This window comes from Geminicoccus roseus DSM 18922, from assembly GCF_000427665.1.
In the GTDB taxonomy this organism is placed as follows: domain Bacteria; phylum Pseudomonadota; class Alphaproteobacteria; order Geminicoccales; family Geminicoccaceae; genus Geminicoccus; species Geminicoccus roseus.
The window spans coordinates 2546288-2569396 of record NZ_KE386572.1; the positions used below are offsets into that span (position 1 = coordinate 2546288).

At 71.1% G+C, this 23109-nt stretch carries 24 protein-coding genes; 15 read left to right on the top strand and 9 right to left on the bottom strand.

The genetic code is table 11. The features are described 5' to 3' along the window. Window positions 1-211 precede the first annotated feature (211 nt). The 14 genes from GEMRO_RS0112915 (at window position 212) to folP (ending at window position 13111) form a co-directional block, all read left to right on the top strand. A complete protein-coding gene (locus tag GEMRO_RS0112915) occupies window positions 212-961 on the top strand; it encodes a YebC/PmpR family DNA-binding transcriptional regulator (RefSeq protein ID WP_027134324.1) in 750 nt (249 codons plus the stop codon). Beyond that, on the top strand, window positions 958-1479 hold the full coding sequence (gene ruvC, locus GEMRO_RS0112920) for a crossover junction endodeoxyribonuclease RuvC (protein ID WP_027134325.1): 522 nt from the start codon (window positions 958-960) through the stop codon (window positions 1477-1479). The genes GEMRO_RS0112915 and ruvC overlap by 4 nt, the downstream gene beginning before the upstream one ends. Continuing rightward, complete coding sequence (gene ruvA / locus GEMRO_RS0112925) at window positions 1476-2090, top strand: Holliday junction branch migration protein RuvA (RefSeq protein WP_027134326.1); 615 nt, start codon at window positions 1476-1478, stop codon at window positions 2088-2090. The genes ruvC and ruvA overlap by 4 nt, the downstream gene beginning before the upstream one ends. After that, complete coding sequence (gene ruvB, locus GEMRO_RS0112930) at window positions 2087-3118, top strand: Holliday junction branch migration DNA helicase RuvB (protein WP_027134327.1); 1032 nt, start codon at window positions 2087-2089, stop codon at window positions 3116-3118. Before ruvA ends, ruvB begins: the two co-directional genes overlap by 4 nt. Beyond that, entirely contained in the window at window positions 3115-3525 is a 411-nt protein-coding gene (gene ybgC, locus GEMRO_RS0112935) for a tol-pal system-associated acyl-CoA thioesterase (protein WP_027134328.1), read from the top strand. The genes ruvB and ybgC overlap by 4 nt, the downstream gene beginning before the upstream one ends. A gap of 187 nt (window positions 3526-3712) precedes the next feature. Next, the gene (gene tolQ, locus GEMRO_RS0112940; RefSeq protein ID WP_027134329.1) at window positions 3713-4435 is read left to right on the top strand and encodes a protein TolQ; all 723 of its coding nucleotides are present in this window, start codon (window positions 3713-3715) and stop codon (window positions 4433-4435) included. A 2-nt stretch (window positions 4436-4437) separates the two neighbouring features. After that, on the top strand, window positions 4438-4914 hold the full coding sequence (gene tolR / locus GEMRO_RS0112945) for a protein TolR (protein WP_027134330.1): 477 nt from the start codon (window positions 4438-4440) through the stop codon (window positions 4912-4914). 29 nt (window positions 4915-4943) lie between these two features. Continuing rightward, the gene (locus tag GEMRO_RS34675) at window positions 4944-5984 is read left to right on the top strand and encodes a cell envelope integrity protein TolA (protein WP_169728294.1); all 1041 of its coding nucleotides are present in this window, start codon (window positions 4944-4946) and stop codon (window positions 5982-5984) included. A 26-nt stretch (window positions 5985-6010) separates the two neighbouring features. Further along, complete coding sequence (gene tolB, locus GEMRO_RS0112955) at window positions 6011-7372, top strand: Tol-Pal system beta propeller repeat protein TolB (RefSeq protein ID WP_240476679.1); 1362 nt, start codon at window positions 6011-6013, stop codon at window positions 7370-7372. 102 nt (window positions 7373-7474) lie between these two features. Next, window positions 7475-7981, top strand: a complete 507-nt coding sequence (gene pal / locus GEMRO_RS0112960) for a peptidoglycan-associated lipoprotein Pal (RefSeq protein WP_027134333.1) — start codon at window positions 7475-7477, stop codon at window positions 7979-7981. An 82-nt stretch (window positions 7982-8063) separates the two neighbouring features. Next, window positions 8064-8888, top strand: coding sequence for a tol-pal system protein YbgF (gene ybgF / locus GEMRO_RS0112965; RefSeq protein WP_027134334.1), 825 nt, complete (start codon window positions 8064-8066; stop codon window positions 8886-8888). Between the two features lie 79 nt (window positions 8889-8967). Next, on the top strand, window positions 8968-9981 hold the full coding sequence (tilS, locus tag GEMRO_RS35285) for a tRNA lysidine(34) synthetase TilS (protein WP_051329023.1): 1014 nt from the start codon (window positions 8968-8970) through the stop codon (window positions 9979-9981). Between the two features lie 64 nt (window positions 9982-10045). Then, window positions 10046-11992 (top strand): ATP-dependent zinc metalloprotease FtsH, encoded by a 1947-nt coding sequence (ftsH, locus tag GEMRO_RS0112975; RefSeq protein ID WP_027134335.1) that lies wholly within the window; start codon window positions 10046-10048, stop codon window positions 11990-11992. 81 nt (window positions 11993-12073) lie between these two features. Beyond that, entirely contained in the window at window positions 12074-13111 is a 1038-nt protein-coding gene (folP, locus tag GEMRO_RS29430) for a dihydropteroate synthase (protein WP_051329024.1), read from the top strand. 67 nt (window positions 13112-13178) lie between these two features. Here the strand turns inward: folP and GEMRO_RS29435 are convergent, their stop codons facing one another. The 9 genes from GEMRO_RS29435 to GEMRO_RS0113025 form a co-directional block, all read right to left on the bottom strand. Then, window positions 13179-14243: an AbrB family transcriptional regulator gene (locus GEMRO_RS29435; RefSeq protein ID WP_035485273.1), complete on the bottom strand. Its 1065-nt coding sequence runs from the start codon at window positions 14241-14243 to the stop codon at window positions 13179-13181. Between the two features lie 31 nt (window positions 14244-14274). Further along, entirely contained in the window at window positions 14275-14676 is a 402-nt protein-coding gene (locus tag GEMRO_RS0112990; RefSeq protein ID WP_027134336.1) for an EVE domain-containing protein, read from the bottom strand. A gap of 7 nt (window positions 14677-14683) precedes the next feature. Continuing rightward, on the bottom strand, window positions 14684-14971 hold the full coding sequence (locus tag GEMRO_RS0112995) for a YciI family protein (RefSeq protein WP_027134337.1): 288 nt from the start codon (window positions 14969-14971) through the stop codon (window positions 14684-14686). 105 nt (window positions 14972-15076) lie between these two features. Further along, window positions 15077-15679, bottom strand: coding sequence for a glutathione S-transferase N-terminal domain-containing protein (locus tag GEMRO_RS0113000; protein WP_027134338.1), 603 nt, complete (start codon window positions 15677-15679; stop codon window positions 15077-15079). Window positions 15680-15756: 77 nt separating this feature from the next. Continuing rightward, window positions 15757-16209, bottom strand: a complete 453-nt coding sequence (locus GEMRO_RS0113005) for a YqaA family protein (RefSeq protein ID WP_035485276.1) — start codon at window positions 16207-16209, stop codon at window positions 15757-15759. A 30-nt stretch (window positions 16210-16239) separates the two neighbouring features. Continuing rightward, the gene (locus GEMRO_RS29440; RefSeq protein ID WP_051329025.1) at window positions 16240-16866 is read right to left on the bottom strand and encodes a LolA family protein; all 627 of its coding nucleotides are present in this window, start codon (window positions 16864-16866) and stop codon (window positions 16240-16242) included. A gap of 24 nt (window positions 16867-16890) precedes the next feature. Continuing rightward, window positions 16891-19551, bottom strand: a complete 2661-nt coding sequence (locus tag GEMRO_RS29445) for a DNA translocase FtsK (protein WP_051329026.1) — start codon at window positions 19549-19551, stop codon at window positions 16891-16893. A 1-nt stretch (window position 19552) separates the two neighbouring features. Then, the gene (locus GEMRO_RS0113020) at window positions 19553-20758 is read right to left on the bottom strand and encodes an aminotransferase class I/II-fold pyridoxal phosphate-dependent enzyme (RefSeq protein ID WP_027134340.1); all 1206 of its coding nucleotides are present in this window, start codon (window positions 20756-20758) and stop codon (window positions 19553-19555) included. Between the two features lie 119 nt (window positions 20759-20877). Beyond that, the gene (locus GEMRO_RS0113025) at window positions 20878-22122 is read right to left on the bottom strand and encodes an MFS transporter (protein ID WP_169728384.1); all 1245 of its coding nucleotides are present in this window, start codon (window positions 22120-22122) and stop codon (window positions 20878-20880) included. 93 nt (window positions 22123-22215) lie between these two features. Between GEMRO_RS0113025 and GEMRO_RS32665 the strand changes: the two genes are divergently transcribed. Beyond that, the gene (locus GEMRO_RS32665) at window positions 22216-23061 is read left to right on the top strand and encodes a LysR family transcriptional regulator (RefSeq protein WP_027134342.1); all 846 of its coding nucleotides are present in this window, start codon (window positions 22216-22218) and stop codon (window positions 23059-23061) included. Window positions 23062-23109 lie beyond the last annotated feature (48 nt).

The window sequence follows — 23109 nt, forward strand, 5'->3', positions numbered from 1 at the left end:
CCTCATGCGGATGGCGATGCCCTGGACCTTATCTTCCACTTCTTAAGGAAGCCTTACCTCGCGCCGGATCCCGCGCCACAGGGTAGGTCGGTGCATCAGGCCCCCATTGTCGCGCCCGACCCGCCTGCCGGCGTCGCTTCCCGGTTCCGCCGACAGGGCTCTTGGTCTAGACCCTGCGGGCATCCACCAGATACGTGACGTAACAAAGACGATGGCCGGCCATTCCCACGCCAAGAATGTCATGCACCGCAAGGGTCGCGCGAATGCGGCCAAGTCGGCGCTGTTCACCCGCCTGATGAAGGAGATCCAGGTCGCGGCGAAGACGGGCGTGCCCGACCCCGCGATGAACCCGCGGCTGCGCATGGCGGTCCAGGCGGCGCGCCAGGCCAACGTGCCCAAGGACAATATCGAGCGGGCCATCAAGCGCGGCCAGGGCGGCGACAGCGAGAACTACGAGGAGGTCCGCTACGAGGGTTACGGCCCGGGCGGGGTGGCCATCATCGTCGAGGCGCTCACCGACAACCGCAACCGCACCGCCGCCGACGTGCGCTCCGCCTTCACCAAGCATGGCGGGGCGCTCGGCGAGAGCAACAGCGTGAGCTTCCAGTTCGAGCGGATCGGCAAGATCCGCTTCGACGCCTCGGCGGGCGACGCCGACACGGTGATGGAGGCGGCGATCGAGGCCGGCGCCCAGGACGTCGAGAGCGGCGAGGAGAACCACGAGATCTTCTGTGCCGCCGACGAGCTGAACACGGTCCTGCAGGCGCTCGAGGAAAAGCTCGGCTCGGCCAGCGAGGCGGTCCTGACCTGGCGGCCGCAGAACAACGTGCCGGTCGACGACGACAAGGCCGAGACGCTGTTCGACCTGCTCGAGGTGCTGGACGAGAACGACGACGTGCAGCGCGTCGTTGCCAACTTCGAGGTGTCGGACGAGACGCTGGCCCGCCTGAGCGCCGGCTGATGCTGGTCCTGGGCCTCGATCCCGGTCTGCGGCACACCGGCTGGGGCGTGGTCGAGGTGCAGGGCAACCGGCTGCGCTTCGTGGCGGCCGGCGTGGTCGACACCGACGCCGGCGACGAGCTGGCGCGCCGGCTGGTGACGCTGCATGACGGGCTGGCCGAGGTGGTCCGCCGCTATGCGCCGACCGTCGCGGCGGTGGAGGAGACGGTGGTGAACAAGAACGCCGCCTCCTCCCTCAAGCTCGGCCACGCCCGCGGGGTGATCATGTTCACCGCGGCCGCGGCCGGCCTGCCGGTCACCGAGTACCCGTCCAAGACGGTCAAGCGCGCGGTGGTCGGCACCGGTGCTGCCGAGAAGGAGCAGGTGGCCGCGATGATCCGCATCCTCCTGCCGGGCGCCGGCGTCTACCGCTCGGATGCGACCGACGCGCTGGCGGTGGCGGTGTGCCACGCCAACCGAACCTCCACGGTCGCCGCCATCGGCCGCAGCGTCCGCTCGGTGGTGGGAGGCGTCGCTTGATCGCGCGGCTGCGCGGGCGGGTGCTGGAGCAGCTGGAGGACGGGGTGGTCCTGGACGTGAATGGCGTCGGCTACCTGGTGTACTGCCCCGCCCGGGTCCTGGCGCTGCTCGGGCGGACCGGCGAGGCCGCCGACCTTCATGTCGAGACCCAGGTGCGCGAGGACGCGATCACCCTGTTCGGCTTTGCCGAGGCGGCCGAGCGCAACTGGTTCAAGGCGCTGCAGGCGGTGCAGGGCGTGGGCGCCCGCTCGGCCCTGGCGATCCTGGGCGTGCACGACCCGGACCGGCTGGCGACCGTGATCGCGGCGCAGGACAAGGCCGCCCTGGCGCGAGCACCCGGCGTCGGGCCGAAGCTGGCGGCGCGGATCTGCGCGGAACTGAAGGACAAGGCGGCGCTGCTCGGCACCGGCCGCGGCAGCGCGCCGGCCGCGGGCGCGGCCGCGGCGCCGGAAACTTCCGGGCCCATGGAGGATGCGCTCTCGGCCCTGACCAATCTGGGATATGGTCGCGCGGAGGCCTTCGCGGCCCTGCAGATCGTGCGGACCGGCGAGCATGAGCAGGCCGGCCTGCAGCAATTGCTCACCCTGGCGCTGAAGGAGCTCGCACGATGAGCGAGCGGCTGATCGACGCCCTCGAACAGACCGACGACCTGGACCGCTCGCTGCGGCCGCAACGGCTGGCGGAGTTCGTCGGCCAGGCCCGCCAGCGCGCCAATCTCGAGGTGTTCATCGAGGCGGCCAAGGCGCGCCACGACCCGCTGGACCATGTGCTGTTCGCCGGGCCGCCGGGCCTGGGCAAGACCACGCTCGCCCAGATCCTGGCGGCCGAGCTGGGTGTCGGCTTCCGCATGACCAGCGGGCCGATCATCGCCCGGGCCGGCGACCTGGCGGCGCTGCTCACCAACCTGCAGCCGCGCGACGTCCTGTTCATCGACGAGATCCACCGGCTGTCGCCAGCGATCGAGGAAGTCCTCTATCCGGCGATGGAGGACTTCCAGCTCGACCTGATGATCGGGGAGGGGCCCTCGGCGCGCTCGGTGCGGATCGACGTGCAGCCGTTCACCCTGGTCGGCGCCACCACCCGCTCCGGCCTGCTGACCACGCCGCTGCGCGACCGGTTCGGGATCCATGCCCGGCTGGAGTTCTACACGATCGAGGAGCTGGTCTCGATCCTGCGTCGGGGCGCCAGGTTGCTGGGCTTCGAGCTGGCCGAGGACGGCGCGGTCGAGATCGCCAGGCGCGCCCGGGGCACGCCGCGGGTGGCGACCCGGCTCCTGCGCCGGGTGCGTGACTTCGCCACGGTGGAGCGGGCCCGCGCGGTCGACCGGGAGCTGGCCGACCGGGCGCTGCTGCGGCTGGACGTGGACCGGCTGGGCCTGGACACGCTGGACCGGCGCTACCTGAAGATGATCGCCGGCGCCTATGGCGGCGGGCCGGTGGGGATCGAGACCCTGTCGGCGGCCCTGGCGGAGGAGCGCGACACCATCGAGGAGACGGTCGAGCCGTTCCTGATCCAGCAGGGCCTGGTGCAGCGCACCCCGCGCGGGCGGATGCTGACCCGCCCGGCCTGGCTGCATCTGGGCGAGCAGCCGCCGGCCTCGTTCGAGCAGGGCTCGATGTTCGAGGAACTGCCGGAATGACCGGCGTCCATGCCATGCCGCTGCGGGTCTATTACGAGGACACCGACGCCGGCGGGATCGTCTACCACGCCAACTACCTGCGCTTCGCCGAGCGGGCCCGCACCGAGTGGCTGCGGACCCTGGGCTTCGACCATCCGGGCCTGCTCGAGACCTTCGGGGTGATGTTCACGGTCCGGCGCTGCGACGCGGTGTTCCTGGTGCCGGCGCGGCTGGACGACGAGTTGCGGGTGGAGACCCGGGTGGCGCGGATCGAGGGGGTGCGGATCCACCTGGACCAGGTCGTGCTGCTGGGCGAACGCCGCCTCGTCACGGTCGCGGTGGAACTGGTCCTGGTCGACCGCCGGGTACGCCCGGTGCGGCCGCCGGCAGCCCTGCGCAGCCTGCTCGAGCCGATGGCGGAACCGTGATCCGCGCCGGACGCAAGGCCTATTTGCCGCCCAAGGGTTCCGCTTGACACAACATCATGCCTATGGTGCAGGTGCACAGCGGGAAAGCCAGCCGAGTCCATCGTCTTAGCTGAAGTTCCTGATCTTATTAGTCTTTTCGGCGACGCGCCGACTTCGCCGCCGTCTCCGACCCGGACCGCCGAGAACCATGGATCCCAACCTCGTCACCGCCGCTCCTATCGCGACGCCGGAAGCCGCGCTGTCCATCTGGGCCCTGGTCATGCAGGCCGACCTGGTGGTCAAGTCGGTGATGGTCATCCTGGCCCTGGCCTCCCTGTGGTGCTGGGCCGTGATCTTCGAGAAGATCTGGCGCCTGGCCTCGCTCAAGCGCCGCACCAGCGGATTTGAACGCCTGTTCTGGTCGGGCGCGCCGCTGGAGGACCTGTACCGCCGCCTCGCCAAGCGTCCCGACCATCCGATGGCGATGATGTTCGCCACTGCCATGGAGGAATGGCGGGAAGCGCCGCGCAGCGCCGTGCGCGACGGCGGCGACCACCTGCTGGAGCGGATCGGCCGGGTGATGCGCCTGGCCATGGACCGCGAGCTGGTGGTCCTGGAGCGCAGCGTGCCCTCGCTCGCCACGATCGGCTCGGTGGCCCCGTTCCTCGGCCTGTTCGGCACGGTCTGGGGGATCATGAACAGCTTCACCGCGATCGCGGTCTCGAAGAACACCACGCTCACCGTGGTGGCGCCCGGGATCGCCGAAGCCCTGTTCGCGACCGCGGTGGGCTTGGCCGCGGCCATCCCGGCGGTGGTCGCCTACAACAAGCTGTCCGGCGAGATCGACCGCTATGCCGACCGGCTGGAAAGCTTCGGCGAGGAGTTCCAGGTGGTGCTCGCCCGGGAGATCGAGGCGAGCAGGGCGGCCTGACCATGGCGGGAAGCTCCATCCCCACCCACGGCACCACGCGCCGCGGCCGGCGCCGGCGCCGGCCGATGTCCGAGCCGAACGTCACGCCGATGGTCGACGTGATGCTGGTGCTGCTGATCGTGTTCATGGTGGCCGCGCCGCTCCTGACCGCCGGGGTCTCGGTCGACCTGCCGCAGGCCCAGAGCTCGCTCCTGCCAGGCCAGGACGAGCCGCTCTCGGTGACGGTCGGCCGCGACGGCAAGGTCTACCTGCAGGAGAGCGAGATCGCCGTGGACCAGCTGGGCCCGCGCCTGCAGGCGGTCACCCAGCGCAACCAGGAGGCGCGGATCTTCGTGCGGGGCGACCAGGCGGTGAACTACGGCCAGGTGATGGCGGTGATGGGGGCGATCCACTCCGCCGGCTTCACCAAGGTGGCGCTGCTGACCCAGGTTCCCGAGGGCGCGGCCGCGGCACCGTCCCCGGGCGGCAGCGGCACATGAGCGCCAGGCGCGTCGGCGGGTGATCGGACGTGCGTAAGTCCCTGCTCGCTTCGGCCGGCTTCCACGCGCTCGTGGCCGGCATCCTGTGGTTCGGCCTGCCCGAGTTCGGCCAGCCGCTGCCCGAGGATGGCGGTCTCACCATCGACCTGGTGACCGAGATTCCCGTCGAGCAGCCACGCCCGCAGCCCGCGGCGCAGGCACCGCTCCCGGAGCGCCAGGCCGCCTCGCGCCAGGAGGAGCCCACGCCGGAGAAGCCCAAGGAGCTTCCGAAAGCGCCGCCACCTCCGCCGCCGCCACCTCCGCCACCTCCGCCGCCACCGGCACCGCCGCCACCTCCGCCGCCACCGGCACCGCCGCCACCTCCGCCGCCGCCGGCACCGCCGCCTCCGCCGCCGCCGGCACCACCGCCGCCACCTCCTCCGCCGCCGCCTGTGCCGGCGCCGGAGCCCAAACCCGCACCGGAGCCGCCGCCACCACCCCCGCCACCACCGCCGCCCCCTCCGGCTCCGCCACCGCCGCCGGCGCCACCGCCGCCGCCGGTTCCGGCACCGCCAAAGAGCAAGCCCAAGCCGCCGCAGGCCAAGCCCGCGCCGGCGAAGGAGACGCCCAGGCCGGCCGAGCCCGAAGACGATTTCAACGCGCTGCTGAAGAGCGTGGAGAACCTCGACAAGCGGGTGCGGGCCGACGAGCAGCGCGACGGCAATGGCCAGGTTGCGGCGAACGACCTGCCGAGCGCCGGGCAGCGCGGGCCGCGGACGCCGCGCCTGGGCGCGGCCGGCCTGGGCGCGATGGTGCGCGAGCAGATCGAGCCCTGCTGGAACGTTCCCGCGGGCGCCCGGGGTCTTGCCGGGATGAGCGTCGGCATCAATCTCCGGCTGCTGCCCGATGGCCGGGTGCAGAGCGCGGAGCCGGTCGAGGCTGCGCGGATGCGCGCCGACCCGGTGTTCCGGGCCGTGGCGGAAAGCGCCCAGCGGGCGGCCCTGCAGTGCTCGCCGCTCCGGCTGCCGCGCGAGGACTACGACATGTGGAAAGACATCATCATGAATTTCCGCCCCGACCAGATGGGTTGAGCACGGTCGGCAGGGAGGCCAGCCTCGTGAGACATTTCATCGACCCAACCCGGCCCGATCTCCTGGTCCGGCCGCTGCTCGGCCGGCGCGTCTTCCTGGCGGGATCGGCGGCGGTGCTCGCGGCCGGCGCGGCCGGACCCGTGCAGGGCCAGCTCGCGGTCGACATCACCCGCGGGGTGGTGGCGCCGATCCCGATCGCGATCAGCCCGTTCGCGGCCGATGGCGGGCAGGCGGCGTCCCTGGCCACCCAGATCGCCGACGTGATCTCGGCCGACCTGGACGGGTCGCGGCTGTTCGAGACGATCGACCGGCGCGCCTACATCCAGAGCCCGCAGGAACTGCGGGAGATCCCCCGGTTCGGCGACTGGCGGCAGATCAACGCCCAGGCCCTAGTGAGCGGCACCATCGCCGAGACGGGGACCGGGCTGGCCGTCGAGTTCCGCCTCTGGGACGTGCTGGCCGGCTCGCAGATGGCGGGGCTGCGGATCGACGCGCCGGCCGCGTCCTGGCGGCGGATCGCGCACAAGATCGCCGACGCGATCTACGAGCGGATCACCGGCGAGAAGGGCTATTTCGACACCCGGATCGTCTATGTCAGCGAGACCGGGCCCAAGGCGAAGCGGATCACCCGGGTGGCGCTGATGGACCAGGACGGCGCCAACCACCGCTTCCTGACCGACGGCCAGGAGCTGGTCTTCGGGCCGCGCTTCTCGCCGGACACGCGGCGGGTCGCCTACCTGCTCTACCGGGGGATGCGGCCGCGGGTGTATATCCGCGACATCGACGGCGGCCGGGAGCAGGTGCTGCTCGACACCGACGGCATGAACTTCGCGCCGCGCTTCTCGCCCGACGGAAACACCGCGCTGATCACGGTCAACCAGGGCGGGAACTTCAACATCGTCGCGGTCAATTTGGGAACGCGCGCGCAACGCGACATCACCACCGGCAACGGCATCTCGACCTCGCCGTCCTTCTCGCCGGACGGCAGCCGGATCGTGTTCAACAGCGACCGTTCCGGCCGGCCGCATCTGTTCGTCACCGGCACCGGCGGCGGCCCGGTGCAGCGGATCTCCTATGGCGAGGGCCAGTACGGCAGCCCGGCCTGGTCACCGCGCGGCGACATGATCGCCTTCGTCAACATCAAGCAGCGCAGCTTCCATATCGGCGTCATGCGGCCTGATGGCAGTGACGAGCGGCTGATCACGCGTAGTTGGCAGGATGAAGCGCCGACCTGGTCGCCCAATGGTCGTGTCGTTCTTTTTCAACGAACCGAGCCGGGCGGAACAACCAAGCGGCTTTATCAAATTGATGTGTCCGGACACAATGAACGTCTGGTGCCGACACCACTGGATGCTTCGGATCCGGATTGGTCGCGCTTGATTCCGTAACCGGTGCTTCTATAAGGGGCACGTGACAGAAATCGTGTCCAGGTTGATAGTGTCCTTTCCTGCCACATCTTCGCGGCAAGAAGTCGCCGCTGGGAATTGCCGATGAAACTCGCTCTCCTTCCCGTTGCCGCGGCTACCCTCCTGCTGGCGGCCTGCAGTTCGACCCCGAGCGATTCGACCGCGAATGCCGGCGGCGGCATCACCACGACCGACACGTCCGGTCTGGCAGGCGGCGCGGCGGCGGCGGGCAGCCAGGCCGACCTGGAACAGAATGTCGGCGACCGCGTCTATTTCGGCTACGACAGCACCGCGCTGGACGAGGAGGCCCGCGCCACCCTGCAGCGCCAGGCGACCTGGCTGCAGCAATACCCCTCGGTCTCGGCCACCGTGGAGGGCCATACCGACGAGCGCGGCACCCGCGAGTACAACCTGGCGTTGGGCGAGCGCCGCGCCTCGGCGGCAGCCCGCTACCTGTCCAGCCTGGGCATCGGCGAGAGCCGGCTGGTGACGATCTCCTACGGCAAGGACCGGCCCGCCGATCCGGGCAGCGACGAAGCCGCCTGGGCGAAGAACCGCCGCGCGGTTACGGTGATCAACGCCACCAACTGAGCATCGCGGGAACGGTCCCGGCCGTTCCCGCGATCGAGGCGATGTCGTCACGTCCGGGTCGTGAGGTAGGATGCGCGTGCACTTGTCGAGACTAGCCCTGCTGCTGGCGTTCATGCTGTCGATGGCCGGCCAGCCGGCCTCGGCGCAGACCGCGGACGCGCGCAAGGTCGCCGACCTGGAGGCGCGGATCCTGTCCTTGGAAGAAGAGATCCGCCAGCTGCGCGGGCGGGTCGAAGAAGCCGAGTACCAGGCCCGGGAAGCGAACCAGCGGATGGAGCGGCTGCTGGCCGATGTGGATGCCCGCCTCCAGGGCGTCGAACCGTCGCCGGCGCCGGGCGGTCCGAATGGCGGCGCGGCGGCGCCGGTCGCCGGGGCCTCTGCCGCCGGCGCCGCCGTGGCGACGGCGCCCAGCAGCGCCGAGCCCGGCGTGATCGGGACCCTGCCGCGCGACGCCCTACTGGGCCTGCCGGAGCCGCCGCCGGAGCCCGCGGTGCCGGCGGGCAGCGCCCTGGTCAGCGGCTCGGCGCGCGACCGCTTCGATGCGGGCATGGCCCGGGTCAAGGCGGGGGACTGGGCCGGGGCCGAGGCGGCGTTCGCCTCGGTGGTGGCGTCGTCGCCGGACGACCCGCTGGCCCCCAACGCCGCCTACTGGCAGGCGGAAACCTACTACGCGCGCAAGGACTGGCCCCAGGCAGCGGCCGGGTTTGCCCGCAACGTCCGCACCTATGGCGAGGACGCCATCCGCTCGCCGGACAATCTCCTCAAGCTCGGCATGTCCCTGGTGCGCCTGGGCGACACCCAGAAGGCCTGCGCGGCGTTTGCCGAGTTCGACCGCCGCTACCCTGGCGCTCCCGCTGCCCTCAAGCAGATGGCGGGCCGGGAGAAGGCCAGCGCCGGCTGCAGCTGACCTGATCCCGCCCCTGGACGGGGCCTCCATCCCGTCCTCCGAAGGGAGGTCTCCGCTCGATGCAGCCTTTGCCCGGGCGATGGCCGGGTTCGGCCCGTTCGAGCCCCGGCCAAAGGTCGCGGTGGCGGTCTCCGGCGGGGCCGACAGCGTCTGCCTGGCCATATTGGCCGACGCCTGGACTGCGGAGAGGCAAGGCGAGATCCGGGCCTTCGTGGTCGACCATGGCCTGCGCGAGGGCTCGGCGGCGGAAGCCCGGCTGGTGCTCGGACGCCTGGAGGCGCTGGGCATTGCCGGCCAGGTCCTGTGCTGGCGGCACGACCCCGTCGCCAGCCGGATCCAGCAGCGGGCCAGGGAAGCCCGCTATGCGCTGCTGGAAGAGGCCGTCGCCGCTTGGGGCGCCCTGCACCTGCTGCTCGGGCACCATGCCGACGACCAGGCCGAAACCGTGGCGATGCGCCGGGCGCGTGGCAGCGGGCCGCTCGGGCTGAGCGGCATGCCCGCGGTGTCCGAGCGCGCAAGGATCCGGATCCTCCGGCCGCTCCTGCATCTGCCCAAGGCGCAGCTGGTCGCCGAGCTGCAGGCCAGGGGGATCCCCTGGGTGGAGGACCCGAGCAACCGGGACCAGCGCTTCGCCCGCGCCCGGCTGCGCCGCCAGGGAGGCCTGCCGGAACGTGCCGCCGCCGAGGCGCGCTGTCGCCTGGACGAGGGGGTGGCCCGATTCCTGGCCGCGCATGGCTGGATCGCGCCGGACCGGCGGGTATGGTTCGAGCGGGCCCCCTTCAGGGCGCTGGCTCCCGACATGGCGCGGCATCTGCTGGGCCGGGTCATTGCAGCCATGACCGATCGACCCTACCTGCCGTCCGGGACGGGACTTGCCCGGCTCGCCCAGGAGGTGCAGGTGGGCGCCCCCGGCGCCGCCACCCTGGGAGGCTGCCTCGTTCGCCATGGCGAGCGCTGGGTGCGGATCCGGCCCGAGCGGGTGCACGGCCTGCCCTGGCGTCCTCCCATACCGCTCGCGCCGGTTCCTTTTGGCGCAGGTGCGGACGCAGCGACGATCTTGCTTCACTCGCCAGGGAACTTATGTTCCACGTAATAGCGGTATTCTGCCTAGCGTTCGGGTCTGGCAGGATCGCCCGCACCGGACGAGGCACGGCTACGTGAACAATTTCAGCAAGAACCTGGCGCTCTGGGTCATCATCGGCCTGTTGCTGATCGCGCTGTTCAACCTGTTCCAGAGTCCCAGTACCCGAGGGACCAGCTCTAATCTGGCGTTCTCCGACTTCCTTTCGGAAGTCCAGGAAGGGCGGGTCGCCGAGGTGACCATCCAGGGCGAGCAGATCACGGGACGGACCAACAGCGGAACTTCCTTCCAGACCTACACCCCGAACGACCCGGCTCTGGTCGACCGTCTGACCGAGCATGGCGTCCGCATCACCGCGATGCCGGTGGACGACAACGTGCCGTCGCTGCTGGGCGTCCTGGTGTCCTGGTTCCCAATGCTGCTGCTGATCGGCGTCTGGGTGTTCTTCATGCGCCAGATGCAGGCCGGCGGCGGCAAGGCGATGGGCTTCGGCAAGTCGCGGGCGCGCATGCTCACCGAGAAGCACGGCCGCGTCACCTTCCAGGACGTCGCCGGCATCGACGAGGCCAAGGAGGAACTCCAGGAGATCGTCGAGTTCCTGAAGAACCCGCAGAAGTTCACCTCGGTGGGCGGCCGGATCCCGAAGGGCTGCCTGCTGGTCGGTCCTCCCGGCACCGGCAAGACCCTGCTGGCCCGGGCGATCGCCGGCGAGGCGAATGTGCCGTTCTTCACGATCTCGGGCTCCGACTTCGTCGAGATGTTCGTGGGCGTGGGTGCTTCCCGCGTGCGCGACATGTTCGAGCAGGCCAAGAAGCACGCGCCCTGCATCGTGTTCATCGACGAGATCGACGCGGTCGGCCGCCATCGTGGCGCCGGCCTTGGCGGCGGCAACGACGAGCGCGAGCAGACCCTCAACCAGCTGCTGGTCGAGATGGACGGGTTCGAGGGCAATGACGGCGTGATCCTGATCGCCGCCACCAACCGGCCCGACGTGCTCGACCCGGCGCTGCTGCGGCCCGGCCGCTTCGACCGGCAGATCGTGGTCCCGAACCCCGACGTGATCGGCCGCGAGAAGATCCTGAACGTCCACATCAAGAAGGTGCGGACCTCGCCCGACATCGACGCGCGCACCATTGCCCGCGGCACCCCCGGCTTCTCCGGCGCCGACCTCGCCAACCTCGTCAACGAGGCGGCGCTGCTGGCGGCCCGGGTGGGCAAGCGCCTGGTCACCATGAACGAGTTCGAGCAGGCCAAGGACAAGGTGATGATGGGGGCGGAGCGCCGCTCGCTGGTCATGTCCGAGGACGAGAAGAAGCTCACCGCCTATCACGAGGCGGGCCATGCCGTGGTCGGCTTCTTCTCCCCGGCCTCCGACCCGATCCACAAGGCGACCATCATCCCGCGCGGCCGGGCGCTCGGCATGGTCGTGCGCCTGCCCGAGGGCGACCGGCTTTCGGTCACCCGCGAGAAGCTGGAAGCAGACATCGCCGTGGCGATGGGCGGCCGGGTCGCCGAGGAACTGATCTTCGGCCATGACAAGGTCACCGCCGGCGCCTCCTCGGACATCGAGCAGGCCACCAAGATCGCCCGGCACATGGTCACCCAGTGGGGCATGAGCGACAAGCTCGGGCCGGTGGGCTATGCCGAGAACCAGCAGGAGGTGTTCCTGGGGCACCAGCTCCACCAGACCAAGAGCGTCTCCGAGGCGACCGCGCAGACCATCGACAGCGAGATCCGCGTCCTGGTGGACCGCGGCTACCAGCGTGCCCGCACCATGCTGACCGAGAAGATCGACCGGCTGCATTCCTTCGCCCAGGCGCTGCTGGAGTACGAGACGCTGACCGGCGAGGAGATCGGCGCGGTGATGCGCGGCGAGCCGATGCCGGCGCCCAAGCGCTGGGGCGACGACAACCCGCCGACCTCCGCCCCGACCAACTCCGGTGGCGGGCGGCGCTCCTCGGTGCCGACGACCCGTCCGGCCGATGGCGCCGGTGGGGTCGAGCCTTCGCCTGGCCCTGCCTGATCGATCGTTACCGGCGGCTCTTCCGGGCCGCCCAGCCAGAGAAGGGAAGGGGAGCCGGCGACGGCTCCCCTTTCGCATGAGATGAGCGCACGGACCTATCTGGAACCGCTGGGCCTCCTGCACGGCCCGACCGCCGCCGCGGCGATCGCGGCCGGCTGCGCCCTGCCGCTTGGCGAGGAGGCGGCCTTCACCGCCGGCCGGGTGCTGCGGCGGGACGGGGAGGCGGTGGAGGAGCGGATCCTGCCGGCCGCCGCTCTCCTGGAATCGGCGGACCCGGCGATGGCCGGGCGCCTGGCCCGGCTGGCGCGGCCGGCGGGGCCGGTGCGGATCATGGGCGTGGTCAACGTGACCCCGGACAGCTTTTCCGACGGCGGCCGCTGGTTCGGCCGGGATGCCGCGATTGCCCATGGGCTGGCCCTGGCGGCGGCAGGAGCTGCCATCCTGGACGTGGGCGGGGAAAGCACCCGGCCGGGCGCCGAGCCAGTTCCTCCCGCCGAGGAGATCGAGCGGATCGTCGAGGTGGTGCGGGCCCTTTCAGGCCATGGCTGCACCGTCTCGGTCGACACGCGCAACGCCTCGACCATGGCGGCCGCGCTCGACGCAGGAGCCACCATCGTCAACGACGTGACCGCCCTGCGCCACGACCCGGCCGCCATGGCGGTGGTGGCGGAGGGCGGCTGTCCGGTCGTGCTGATGCACAGCCAGGGCGAGCCGCGCACCATGCAGGCCGATCCGCGCTACCAGCGGGCCTGCCTGGACGTGTTCGACCATCTGGAGGAGCGGATCGCCGCCTGCGCCGCCCATGGGATCGGCACCGAGCGGATCATCCTCGATCCGGGGATCGGCTTCGGCAAGCGCGCCGGACACAGCCTGGACGTCCTGCAGCACCTGGCGATGCTGCGCACGCTCGGCTGCGACCTGCTGGTGGGCGTGTCGCGCAAGAGCCTGATCGCCCATGTCGCCGGCGACCGGAACCTGGCTCCGACCGAGCGGGTGCCGGGCTCGCTGGCGGCGGCCCTGGCGGGTGTCGGGCGAGGAGCCAGCATCATCCGGGTGCACGACGTGGCGGAAACACGTCAGGCCCTGGCGCTGGCCCGCGCGGTGGACGTCGCCGCCTAGGGCCCGCAGGAGACCCGGCTGCCCAGGGCCGGGCAACCCGGCGGGGGGTGCGGATCGAAGCTGCGGGTCATCGCCCGCCCGCGCGAGGGCGCCGCAGGCGGGCCCAGAGCTGCCAGGCCGGCGGGACCGCCACCACGATGATGGCGATCCGCAGGATGTGGTGGGTGGCGACGAAGGCCGGGTCGATGGCGAGGACGATCGCGATCAGGCTGGTCTCGGCGACACCGCCCGGGATGAACGCCAGGAGCAGGGCAGGGAAGGGCAGGCCGGTCAGGAGGTGCAGCGTCCAGGCGGCGAGGCCCGCCAGGAGCAGCATCAGCGTGGTCGACAGGACGCTGTCGCCCAGGGTGCGCAGGACCATGCGCGGGTCGGTGCCGGTGAAGCGGCAGCCGGCGGCGGCCCCGATCACCAGCTGAGCCAGGGCGACGCTCCAGAACGGCGGGGCGCCATGGACGAGGCCGGCCATGTGCGCGGCGCCGCTCACCACCATGCCGCCCAGCAGCGGCCCGGCCGGCAGGCGCAGCACGGCGCCAAGCGTGCCGCCGACCACCCCGCACAGCACCAGCAGCACCAGGTCGTACGGCCCGGCCACCGGCATGGACAGGGAGGCGGAGCCGGCGCCCTCGGCCTCCATGATCCAGGCAAAGCCCGGCAGCAGGCTGACCGCCACCAGCACGCGGATCGCATGGATCAGGGCGATCCGGCGCAGGTCGCCGCCGGCGCGCTCTCCCGCCAGCACCATTTCGGAAAAGCCGCCCGGGGCAGCGCAGAAGAAGGCGGTGATCGGGTCGTAGCGGACGGCCTTCACGAACCAGAGGGCGGTCACCACGGTGGTGATGGCGATATAGGGGACGAGCGCCAGCAGGCTCGGCCACCAGCGCCCGACATGGCCGGCCATGTCCGGGGTGAACCAGGAGCCGACCAGCACGCCCAGCACCACCACCAGGGGAGCCCGCAGCGTGTTGGGCACGTCCAGGCGGAAGCCGGCCAGGGCGGCCAGAGTGGTGGCGAACAGGGCCCCCAGCATCCAGGCAAGCGGGATGTGCAGCAGGGCAAACACCGCACCGCCGATGCCGCCGACCAGGAGGGCCGGCAGCACCCGCAGGCGCCAGTGGTCGATCCCCGGGATCATCCCGGTGCTGGCCTGGACGAGGGAGGGCGGCTCACATCCCGCCCAGGTGCAGGATCTTCTGCCAGTGGACGTCGGTGACCGGCATGACCGAGAGCCGGGACTGGCGGATCAGGGCGATGCCGGCGAGATCCGGCTCGGCCTTGATCGCCGAGAGCGGGACCTCGCGCGGCAGCCTGGCCTTGGGCTTCAGCCGGACCAGGCACCAGGGCTGGTTGTGCTCGTCCGGATACCAGCCTTTCGAGACCGTCATGATCCCGATCACCGCCGGCTGCACGACCGAGCGGTAGAAGAAGACCTCCTCGCCTTCCTCCATCGTGCGCATGTTGCGCGCGGCCTGGTGGTTGCGCACACCGCCCCATTCGGTCTCGCCATCCGCCACCAGCCGGTCCCAGGAATAATCCTCGGGCTCGGTCTTCATCAGCCAATGGGCCATCGGCCAGTCAGCCCAGCCATTCGCCGAGGGCGGCGCGGTAGGGAGTGACGGTGAAGGAGGCAAACACGCCCTCGGTGGAGAAGGGGTCGCCCTTGGCGAACGCCTCGGCGGCCGCCTTGTCGGCGACGTCGACGATCAGCACGCTGCCCATCGGGTCGCCCTTGTCGTCGAGGATGGCGCCGCCGACCTTGATCACGTCCTTTTTCGACTGGAGATATTCCAGGTGCACCGGGCGCACTTCCAGGCGGCGCGCCAAGGCGCCGGGCTTGTCCTCGGCGCGGATGATGAAGAGCATGTCGAACTCCGAGTGTGATCGATCCGTCCGGACCATAGGCATGGCCATGCTGGCCCGTCACCCCGGCAGCGCGTGCCGCCCGCAGGCGGCCGGCGAGCCTGCGGGTCAGACGGCGGGCCTGGTCGCGACGAAGGAGGGGTGGCGCTCCATCTGCTCATGCCAAGCGGCGAGCCTGGGGGCAGGGCCGCGCCAGTCGATGCCGGGATGGCGCAGGCCCAGATAGGTCAGCGCCACCGCGATCGCGATGGAGTCCAGGCGGAGCGTGTTGGCGAAGGCCGGAAGGTCGGCCTCGGCGGCGGCCACCGCGCGCAGGATCGCGTCCCTCTGCTTGTCCATGAAGGCCTGCGAACGCTCGCCGTCCGGGCGGATGCTCTCCTGGCGGGAGGCGACCGCCGCGTCCATGATCCCGTCGGCCAGGGCCGTGCGGACCAGCACCGGCCAGCGCTCCCCACCGTCCGGCAGCAGCTTCGGGCCGCTGCCCTGCGAATCCAGGTACTCGCAGATCACCGGGCTGTCATAGATCGGGGTGCCGTCGCCCAGCAAAAGGGTCGGGATCTTGGCCAGCGGGTTCTTCGCGACGACCAGCGGGTCCTGAAACAGCGCCGTCGGCGCGGTCGGCGCGACGATCTCGATGTCCAGCCCCTTCTCCAGGGCCACGATCTGCGCCTTGCGGCCGAACGGGCTGAGCGGCAACGTGATCAACTGCATGCGACGAACCTCCAGGAACCTGCCGCCCTGATGCCACGCAGGGCGCCCCGGTAGAAGGGCCGCCGCACTGGAAGCCTTCACTGGAAGAACGTGTCGACGCCCAAAAGGTCGCCGCCGCCCAGCACCGCGGCATAGCGCAGGCCCTTGCCGATCCCGACCAGGACCAGGAACGGGACCAGGTGGACGCGCAGCGTGCCGGCCGCGATCGACAGGGCGTCGCCGACGCCGGGCAGCCAGGTCAGGAGCAGGGCGGGCTTGCCCCAGCGGCCGAACCACCCCTGCGCCTGGGCCAGCTGGTCCGGGCTCACCGGGAACCATTTGCGGTCCTGGAAGCGCAGGATCGCGGTGCCCATCCACCAGGACAGGACCGAGCCGACGAGATTGCCGGCGGTGGCGACGAGCCAGAGCGGCACCACGCCGATGCCCTGGGTCATCAGGCCCAGCATCACCACCTCGGAGCTGCCAGGCAGGATGGTGGCCGAGCTGAAGGCGCTGACGAACAGGCCGGCCAGCAAGACAAGGTCGTGCACGAAGGATCTCCAGCCTGCCGCGGTTCCGGCTCAGTCCAGGTCGGGGTAGCCGAACAGCTGCGGATCGCGCCAGACGAACAGCTCCTGGTCGATGTCCTGGTTGGTCCGGACATCGGACAGGGTCACCACCGTCTTGGTCCCGCCCGGATCGAACACGGTCCAGCGCCGCAGCTCGACCGGCTTTTCCGCGAACACCAGCTGGACCGAGCCCTGGTCCTCGTTGCCCTTGCTGAAGGCGGTGATCCGGATCTCGCCGCCGGTCACCTCGACATCGCGGATCAGCACCTCGTCGCCGAAATCCGGGTTCCTGGCCAAAAGGAAGCCCAGAGGCGTCTGGGCGACCGGGATGTAGTTCACCTGCTTGGTGGTGCCGTCATAGAACACCAGCCGCCAGTCGGTGGTCACCAGCAGGATGTTGGCCGGCGGATCGTATTGCATCCGCATCTCGCCCGGCCGCTGGATCCACAACCGCCCGGTGGTCAAGGCGCCGCTGGGGGCGATCTGGACAAAGGTCGCGGAGAGCGTCTTCAGCCCCTTCATCCAGTCGGTGACCCGGTCGACCGCGGCCTGCTGCGCCCCGGAGAGCGCCGCCCGGGCCAGGGCAGGCACGGTCAGGCCGGCCAGGATGGTCGAAAGAAACAGACGGCGTGAGGTCAACGTTCACCCTTCCCGGAGCGGGCCTCAGAATTCGATCGGCTCGTCGCCGTCCACGCCGCCGCGGCCCATCAGGACCTGGCGGCGTCCGACATGGTCGGCCGCCGTGATCAGGCGGTCCTGCTCCATCCGCTCGATCAGCTTGGCAGCGGTGTTGTAGCCGATGTTGAGCTTGCGCTGCAGGTAGGATGTGGAGGCCTTGCCGTCCCGGGCAACCACCTTCACGGCTTCCTGATACATCGAATCGCCGCCGCCATCGCCGCCGCCGAACATGGCGCCCTGGGCCGACCCGTCACCGCCCCCGCCGCCTTCGTCGCCGCCGGCCTCGTCGGTGACCGCGTCGACATAGTCCGGCTCGCCCTGCGCCTTGAGGTGGGTGACCACCCGGGCCACGTCGTCGTCGGTGACCAGCGGCCCGTGGATGCGCAGGATCCGGTCGCCCGGCATCATGAACAGCATGTCGCCCTGGCCGAGCAGCTGCTCGGCACCCGGCTCGCTCAGGATGGTGCGGCTGTCGATCTTGGACGACACCCGGAAGCTGATCCGCGACGGCAGGTTGGCCTTGATCACGCCGGTCAGCACGTCCACCGAAGGCCGCTGGGTCGCGACGATCAGGTGAATGCCGGCGGCGCGGGCCTTCTGTGAAAGGCGCTGGATGGCGTTCTCGATCTCCTTGCCGGCGGTGAGCATCAGGTCGGCCACCTCGTCGACGATCACGACGATCAGCGGCAGCGACTTCATCTCGATCGGCTGGTCCTCGAAGATCGGCGCGCCGGTGTTCGGCTCGAACCCGGTGCGCACCCGCCGGCTCAGGCTCTCGCCCTGGGCCTTGGCCGCCTCGATCCGGCGGTTGAAGGCGAAGATGTCGCGCACGCCCAAGTGCGACATCAGCCGGTAGCGCTCGTCCATCTGCCGGACGACCCATTTCAGCGCCACCACCGCCTTGCCCGGCTCGGTCACCACCGGGGCCAGGAGGTGCGGGATGTGATCGTAGACCGAAAGCTCGATGACCTTCGGGTCGATCATGATGATCCGGCACTGCTTGGGCGTCAGCCGGTAGACCAGCGACAGGATCATCGCGTTGATCGCAACCGACTTGCCGGCCCCGGTGGTGCCGGCGATCAGCAGATGCGGCATCCGGGCCAGATCGACCATGATCGGCTTGCCGGAGATGTCCTTGCCCAGCGCCAGCGCCAGCCGCGCCGAGGTGTCGGTGTATTGCGGGCTGTCCAGGAGCTCCTTGAGGAACACCGTCTCACGGACGTCGTTGGGCAGCTCCACGCCGATCACGTTGCGGCCGGGCACGGTCGCGACGCGCACCGACAGGGCGCACAGGGAGCGGGCGATGTCGTCGGCCAGGCTGATCACCCGGGCGGCACGGGTGCCGGGAGCGGGCTCCAGCTCGTAAAGCGTGACCACCGGGCCGGGCTTGGCGTCGGTGATCTCGCCGCGCACGCCGAAATCGTCCAGCACCGTTTCCAGCTGACGGCTGACCTCGTGCAGCTTCTCCTTGGTGATCGCAGCGCCGGGCTTGTGCTTGGGCGGGGTCAGGAACTCCAGGTCCGGCAGCTCGAACTCGTCGTCGAACGGCTGGACGTTGCGCTTGGGCTGGGGCGGGCGGGTGTCGCGCACGGGCGGCGGCGGCTCGCGCACCGGGGCCGGAGCGGCGGGCCTGCCCGCCGGGCGGGCCGGATCGGCGCTGCGCGGGTAGACTGGCGCCTCGTAGGGCTCGTCGTCCCGCTCGTCGTCGTCCGCCTCGTCCGCGTCCGGCCTAAAATCGTCCACCGGCGCCGGAGGCTGGGGACGCCGCTGCGGCTGTGCCTGGGCGCGGGTCCGGCTGCGGGCAGGCCTGGCCGGTGCCGGCTCGGGTTCGTTTGTGTAATCCTCGTCGTCGAACACATCGGAAAACGGCTCGGGCTCGGGCCGGCGGACGCCCGGACGGCGCGGGCGGACCGGCGCCTCGGGTTCGTTTCGTCGAAACAGGGCAGTTGTCCGCGCGGCCATGGCCTTCGCGCCGGTCGCCACCCGCTGCACCAGTCCGGGCCCCCGCGGGCGCTGGACCTCGTCCGCCAGCTCGGCGCGTGCGGCGACCCGGGCCTTGCGGCGGGGCCGAAGCAGGCCGAGGACGCTCCAGTTCCCCTCGACCAGCTGCACCCCGAACGCCACGACCCCGGCCAGCAGGGTCACCACCACTGCGGCCCAGCCATAGGCGGCGCCGCCCAGCATGGGGTGGAGGGTTTCGTAGAGGAACCGGCCGACGAATCCGCCCAGGCCCACCCGGAGCGGCCAGCTCGCCGCATCAGGCTGGGGCTGGGTCGCCAGGAAGGCGCAGAATCCCAGCAGCGCCAGCGGCAGGGCGGTCGAGGCGATCCAGACATGGTGGAACGGCTTGTCGGCGATCAGCCGGATCCCCCAGGCGGCAAACACCCCGATCGGCAGCCAGATGCCGACGCCGAACAACTGCAGGGCGAGGTCGGCGGTGTAGGCGCCGAACAGGTCGAGCGGGTTGACCGGGGTGGCGCTGGTCGCGGTGTTGAAGGACGGATCCGCCGGGTTGAAACCCCAGACGGCTACCGCCAGCAGGATCGCCGCCGCCAGCCAGAACAGGCCCATCACCAGCCGGCGGGCGGTGGCGATCAGGCCGGCGAGCGGGCGGTCCTGGTCGAGGCGTTCGAGCATCGCGGCCATGTCAGGATCTTCCGGCCGGACGGTCGTCCGGGGCGAGGGTGGCGACGAAGCGGTCGAGCGCATCGGCGATCGTCCCGAGGTCGTGGACCAGGGCCAGTCGGACATAAGGGGCGGAGATCGGCGCCGGCCCGTCCAGATAGGCGCCGGGCAGCACCTTCAGCCCGGCCTCGGTCCAGAGCCTGGCGGTGGCGGCGACGCCGTCGCCGACGTCCAGCCAGAGAAAGAACCCGGCGGCCGGCCGGAAGAATCCGAACCGGCCGGACAGGCGCTGCTCGGCCACGTCGAACTTCTGGCGGTAGAGCCGCCGGTTCTCCTCGACATGGGCCTCGTCGTTCCACAAGGCCTCGGCCGCCTCCATGAGCGGGATCGGCTGGGTGGCGGCGGCGTAGGCGCGCAGCTTGGCGAAGGCCTGGACCAGGGCGGGATCGCCGGCGACGAAGCCCGAGCGCAGCCCCGCGGCGTTCGAGCGCTTGCTCAGCGACTGGAACACCAGGACCTGGTCGAGGCTGCCGGTGTCGTGGTGGGCGACATCCAGGCCGCCGGGCGGCGGCTCCTTGTCCCAGAGCTCAGAATAGCACTCGTCCAGGAACAGCGCGAAGCCGTGGCGGCGGGCCAGGCCGATCGCCTTCGCAAGATAAGCGCGGTCGGCCACGGCGCCCTGGGGGTTGGCCGGGCTGCACAGGTAGAAGGCGGCGGTCCGCGCCAGGACCTCCGGCCCGATCGCGTCCAGGTCGGGCAGGAAGCCGCTCGCCGCGCTGGCCGGCAGCAGCACCGGCTCGGCCCCGGCCATGGATGCGGCGCCATAGTAGACCGCGTAGAACGGGGTGGGCATCAGCACCGCGGGGCGGCTGCGGCCGGCCCGGTCGACGGCCAGCTGGGCCGCCAGATAAAGGGCCTCCTTGGTGCCGGCCACCGGCAGGACATGGCGGTCCGGGTCGAGCACGGTCTCGGACAGCGCGTTGCGCCGTGCCAGCCAGCGGGCCACCGTGCGGCGGAACGAGGGCGTCCCGGTCGGCGGCGGGTAGCGGTTCCAGCTGGCGGCGTGGCGGGCGACGTTCTCGGCCAGGATCGGCGGCACGGCATGCTGCGGCTCGCCGATGCCCAGATCGAGGACCGGCCCGGCCGGCGACGGGACCTTGTCCGCGAGCAGCCCGGCCAAGCGGCGGAACGGAAATTCGCCAAGACTGTCCAGGCGGGAACGACTCATCGGGATGGAGGCTTCTTGCTCGCTGCGTTCATGGATGCAAAGCAAGAGTTAACATCCAGGCGCAAGCCATCGCAACGCCGCAAGAAAACGGGTTGTAGCCCTTGAGCGGGATTGTGGCGTCATTCCCGCAACAAGGGAGTGTGCGGGGGGTCTGGACACGCTGCGGTTTTGTGCGCCGACTTGGCGACCGTGCCCCGGCGCTCGTCCGGCAGCAGGATCGCCAGGATCAGCACCGCCAGCACCACCACCGCGATCGCCCCGTAGAGCGGCAGGAAGCTGCCGGTCGAGGCGCGCAGCAGCCCGCCTGCCAGGTTGCCGGTCATGTTGCCGACCGCGAGCGCCATGTTGACGATGCCGAACATGCGGGTGGCGCCGGCACCGACCACCGTGCGGGCGAGATAGGCCGGCACCAGGCCGAACATCGCCATGAACGCGATCCCGAACCCGGCGATCGCCGGGTAGACCAGCAGCTTCTCCGCCGGCCGGGTCAGGCCCAGCACCGCCAGCAGCAGGACCGTGGCCGCCAGCACCAGGGCCAGGCGGACCGACAGGCGGTCGGCCAGCCAGCCGAAGGCCACCCCGCCGATCATGCCGGCAACCCCCAGGACCGACCAGACCTGGGTAGCCGCCTGGGCGTCCCAGCCGCCGTCCTCGCGCAGGAGCCCGCCCAGATAGGTCTGCAGCGGCGCGCAGGCGAGGCCGGTGGCGAACATGATCGCCACCAGCACGACCACCGGGCCATGCCGCACGGCCGCCGGCTCCCACCGCTCCTCCGGCCTCGCCGGGGACGCCGGTTGGACGGAACGCAGCTGCAGGACGAAGGCGGCCAGGAGCAGGGCGGTGAGCAGCGCCATCATCAGCCATGCGCCGCGCCAGCCGGCGATGGCCAGGACCGGCGGAACCAGGGCGCCGTTCAGGAACACGCCGTAGCTGGTGCCGCTGGAGACCAGCCCCAGCACGAGGCCGCGGTGGCGGGCCGGGATGGTCGCCTGGACGATCTCCGCCACCGGCGTCCAGCCGAGCGCCGCAGCGCCGGCCAGGACGAACAGGAGGGCCATGACGGTGAAGATGTGGCTGGCGGCGGCCATCGCCGTCAGGGCCAGGACGCTCGCCAGCAGGGCCAGCGCCATGGTGGGCACCGCGCCGAACCTGGGGGCCGCGACGGCGCCGGCGAGCGACGCGGTGAAGAAGCCGGCCTGGGCGATGGCGGTGGCAAGCCCGGCCGTGTCGTAGCCGAAGCCGAGCCCGGCCCGCATGTCCGGCAGCAGGACCGGGAACAGATAGATGCCGAAGCCGAACACTGCCGCGATCAGGCCGGTCAGGAGGGCCGCGACGAAGAGGGGGCGGGGGGCAGTCTGGGTCATGCCAGGACGATCGCCGGCCCGGCCGGGCCGCACCATCGACAAGCATGCGGGCAATCTTGAATCCTGCTCAAGGATCCGGCATCGATCGACCGCATGAAGCTGCCGCCGCTGCCATCGGTCCGGATGTTCGTCGAACTGGTCGAGGCCGGCCGGCTCGGGCCGGCGGCCGAGCGGCTGGGGGTCACCGATTCCGCGATCACCCACCAGATCCGCAAGCTGGAGGCGGACCTGGGCCTGGCGCTGTTCGAGCGCGACGGCCGCTACCTGCGCCTCACCCCGGCCGGGCGCGAGTTCCACGGCGAGGTGGCGCCGGCGCTGGAGCGGATCGCCCTGGCCAGGGCCAGGCTGCGCGGCGAACAGCGGCCGCAGGTGGTGCTGACCCTGCCGCCGTCCCTGGCCAGGGCCTGGATCCTGGACAAGGTCGCCGCGTTCGAGGCGGCGCTGCCGGGGGTGGAACTGCGGCTGCTTCCGGTGACCCGGCTGGTCGAGCTGGAGCGCGAGCGGGTCGACATTGCTATCCGCTACCTGTCGGCGGGGGTCGCCGGCGAGGGCCATTTCCTCCATGCCGAGCGGGCCTTCCCGGTCTGCGCCCCGGCAATCGCCGCCCGGGCGGATTGGGCCAGGGTGCCGGTGCTGCGCAACGAGGACCATCCGCTCGAATGGCAGGACTGGCAGCGGCTCTCCGGCGCCCTGACGTCGCTCGGGCCCGAGCGGATGCGGGCCAGCTCGCTGGTGCTGATGGATGCGGCGGCGGCCGGCAACGGCCTGGCGATCGGGCGCACCCCGATCGTCGACCCCTATCTCGCCGATGGCCGGCTGGTGGCGCCGTTCGGCACCGACTGGCCGACCGGCGGGCGCTACCTGCTGGTGGTGCGCCGGCGCGGCCGCCGGCCGGAGGTGGTGGCGGCCGAGCGCTGGCTCAGCGAGCTGCGGTTCTGAACCTGTTTGGTGGTTGCGCCGGTCCGCCCCTGGCGTTCACAAGGAGGA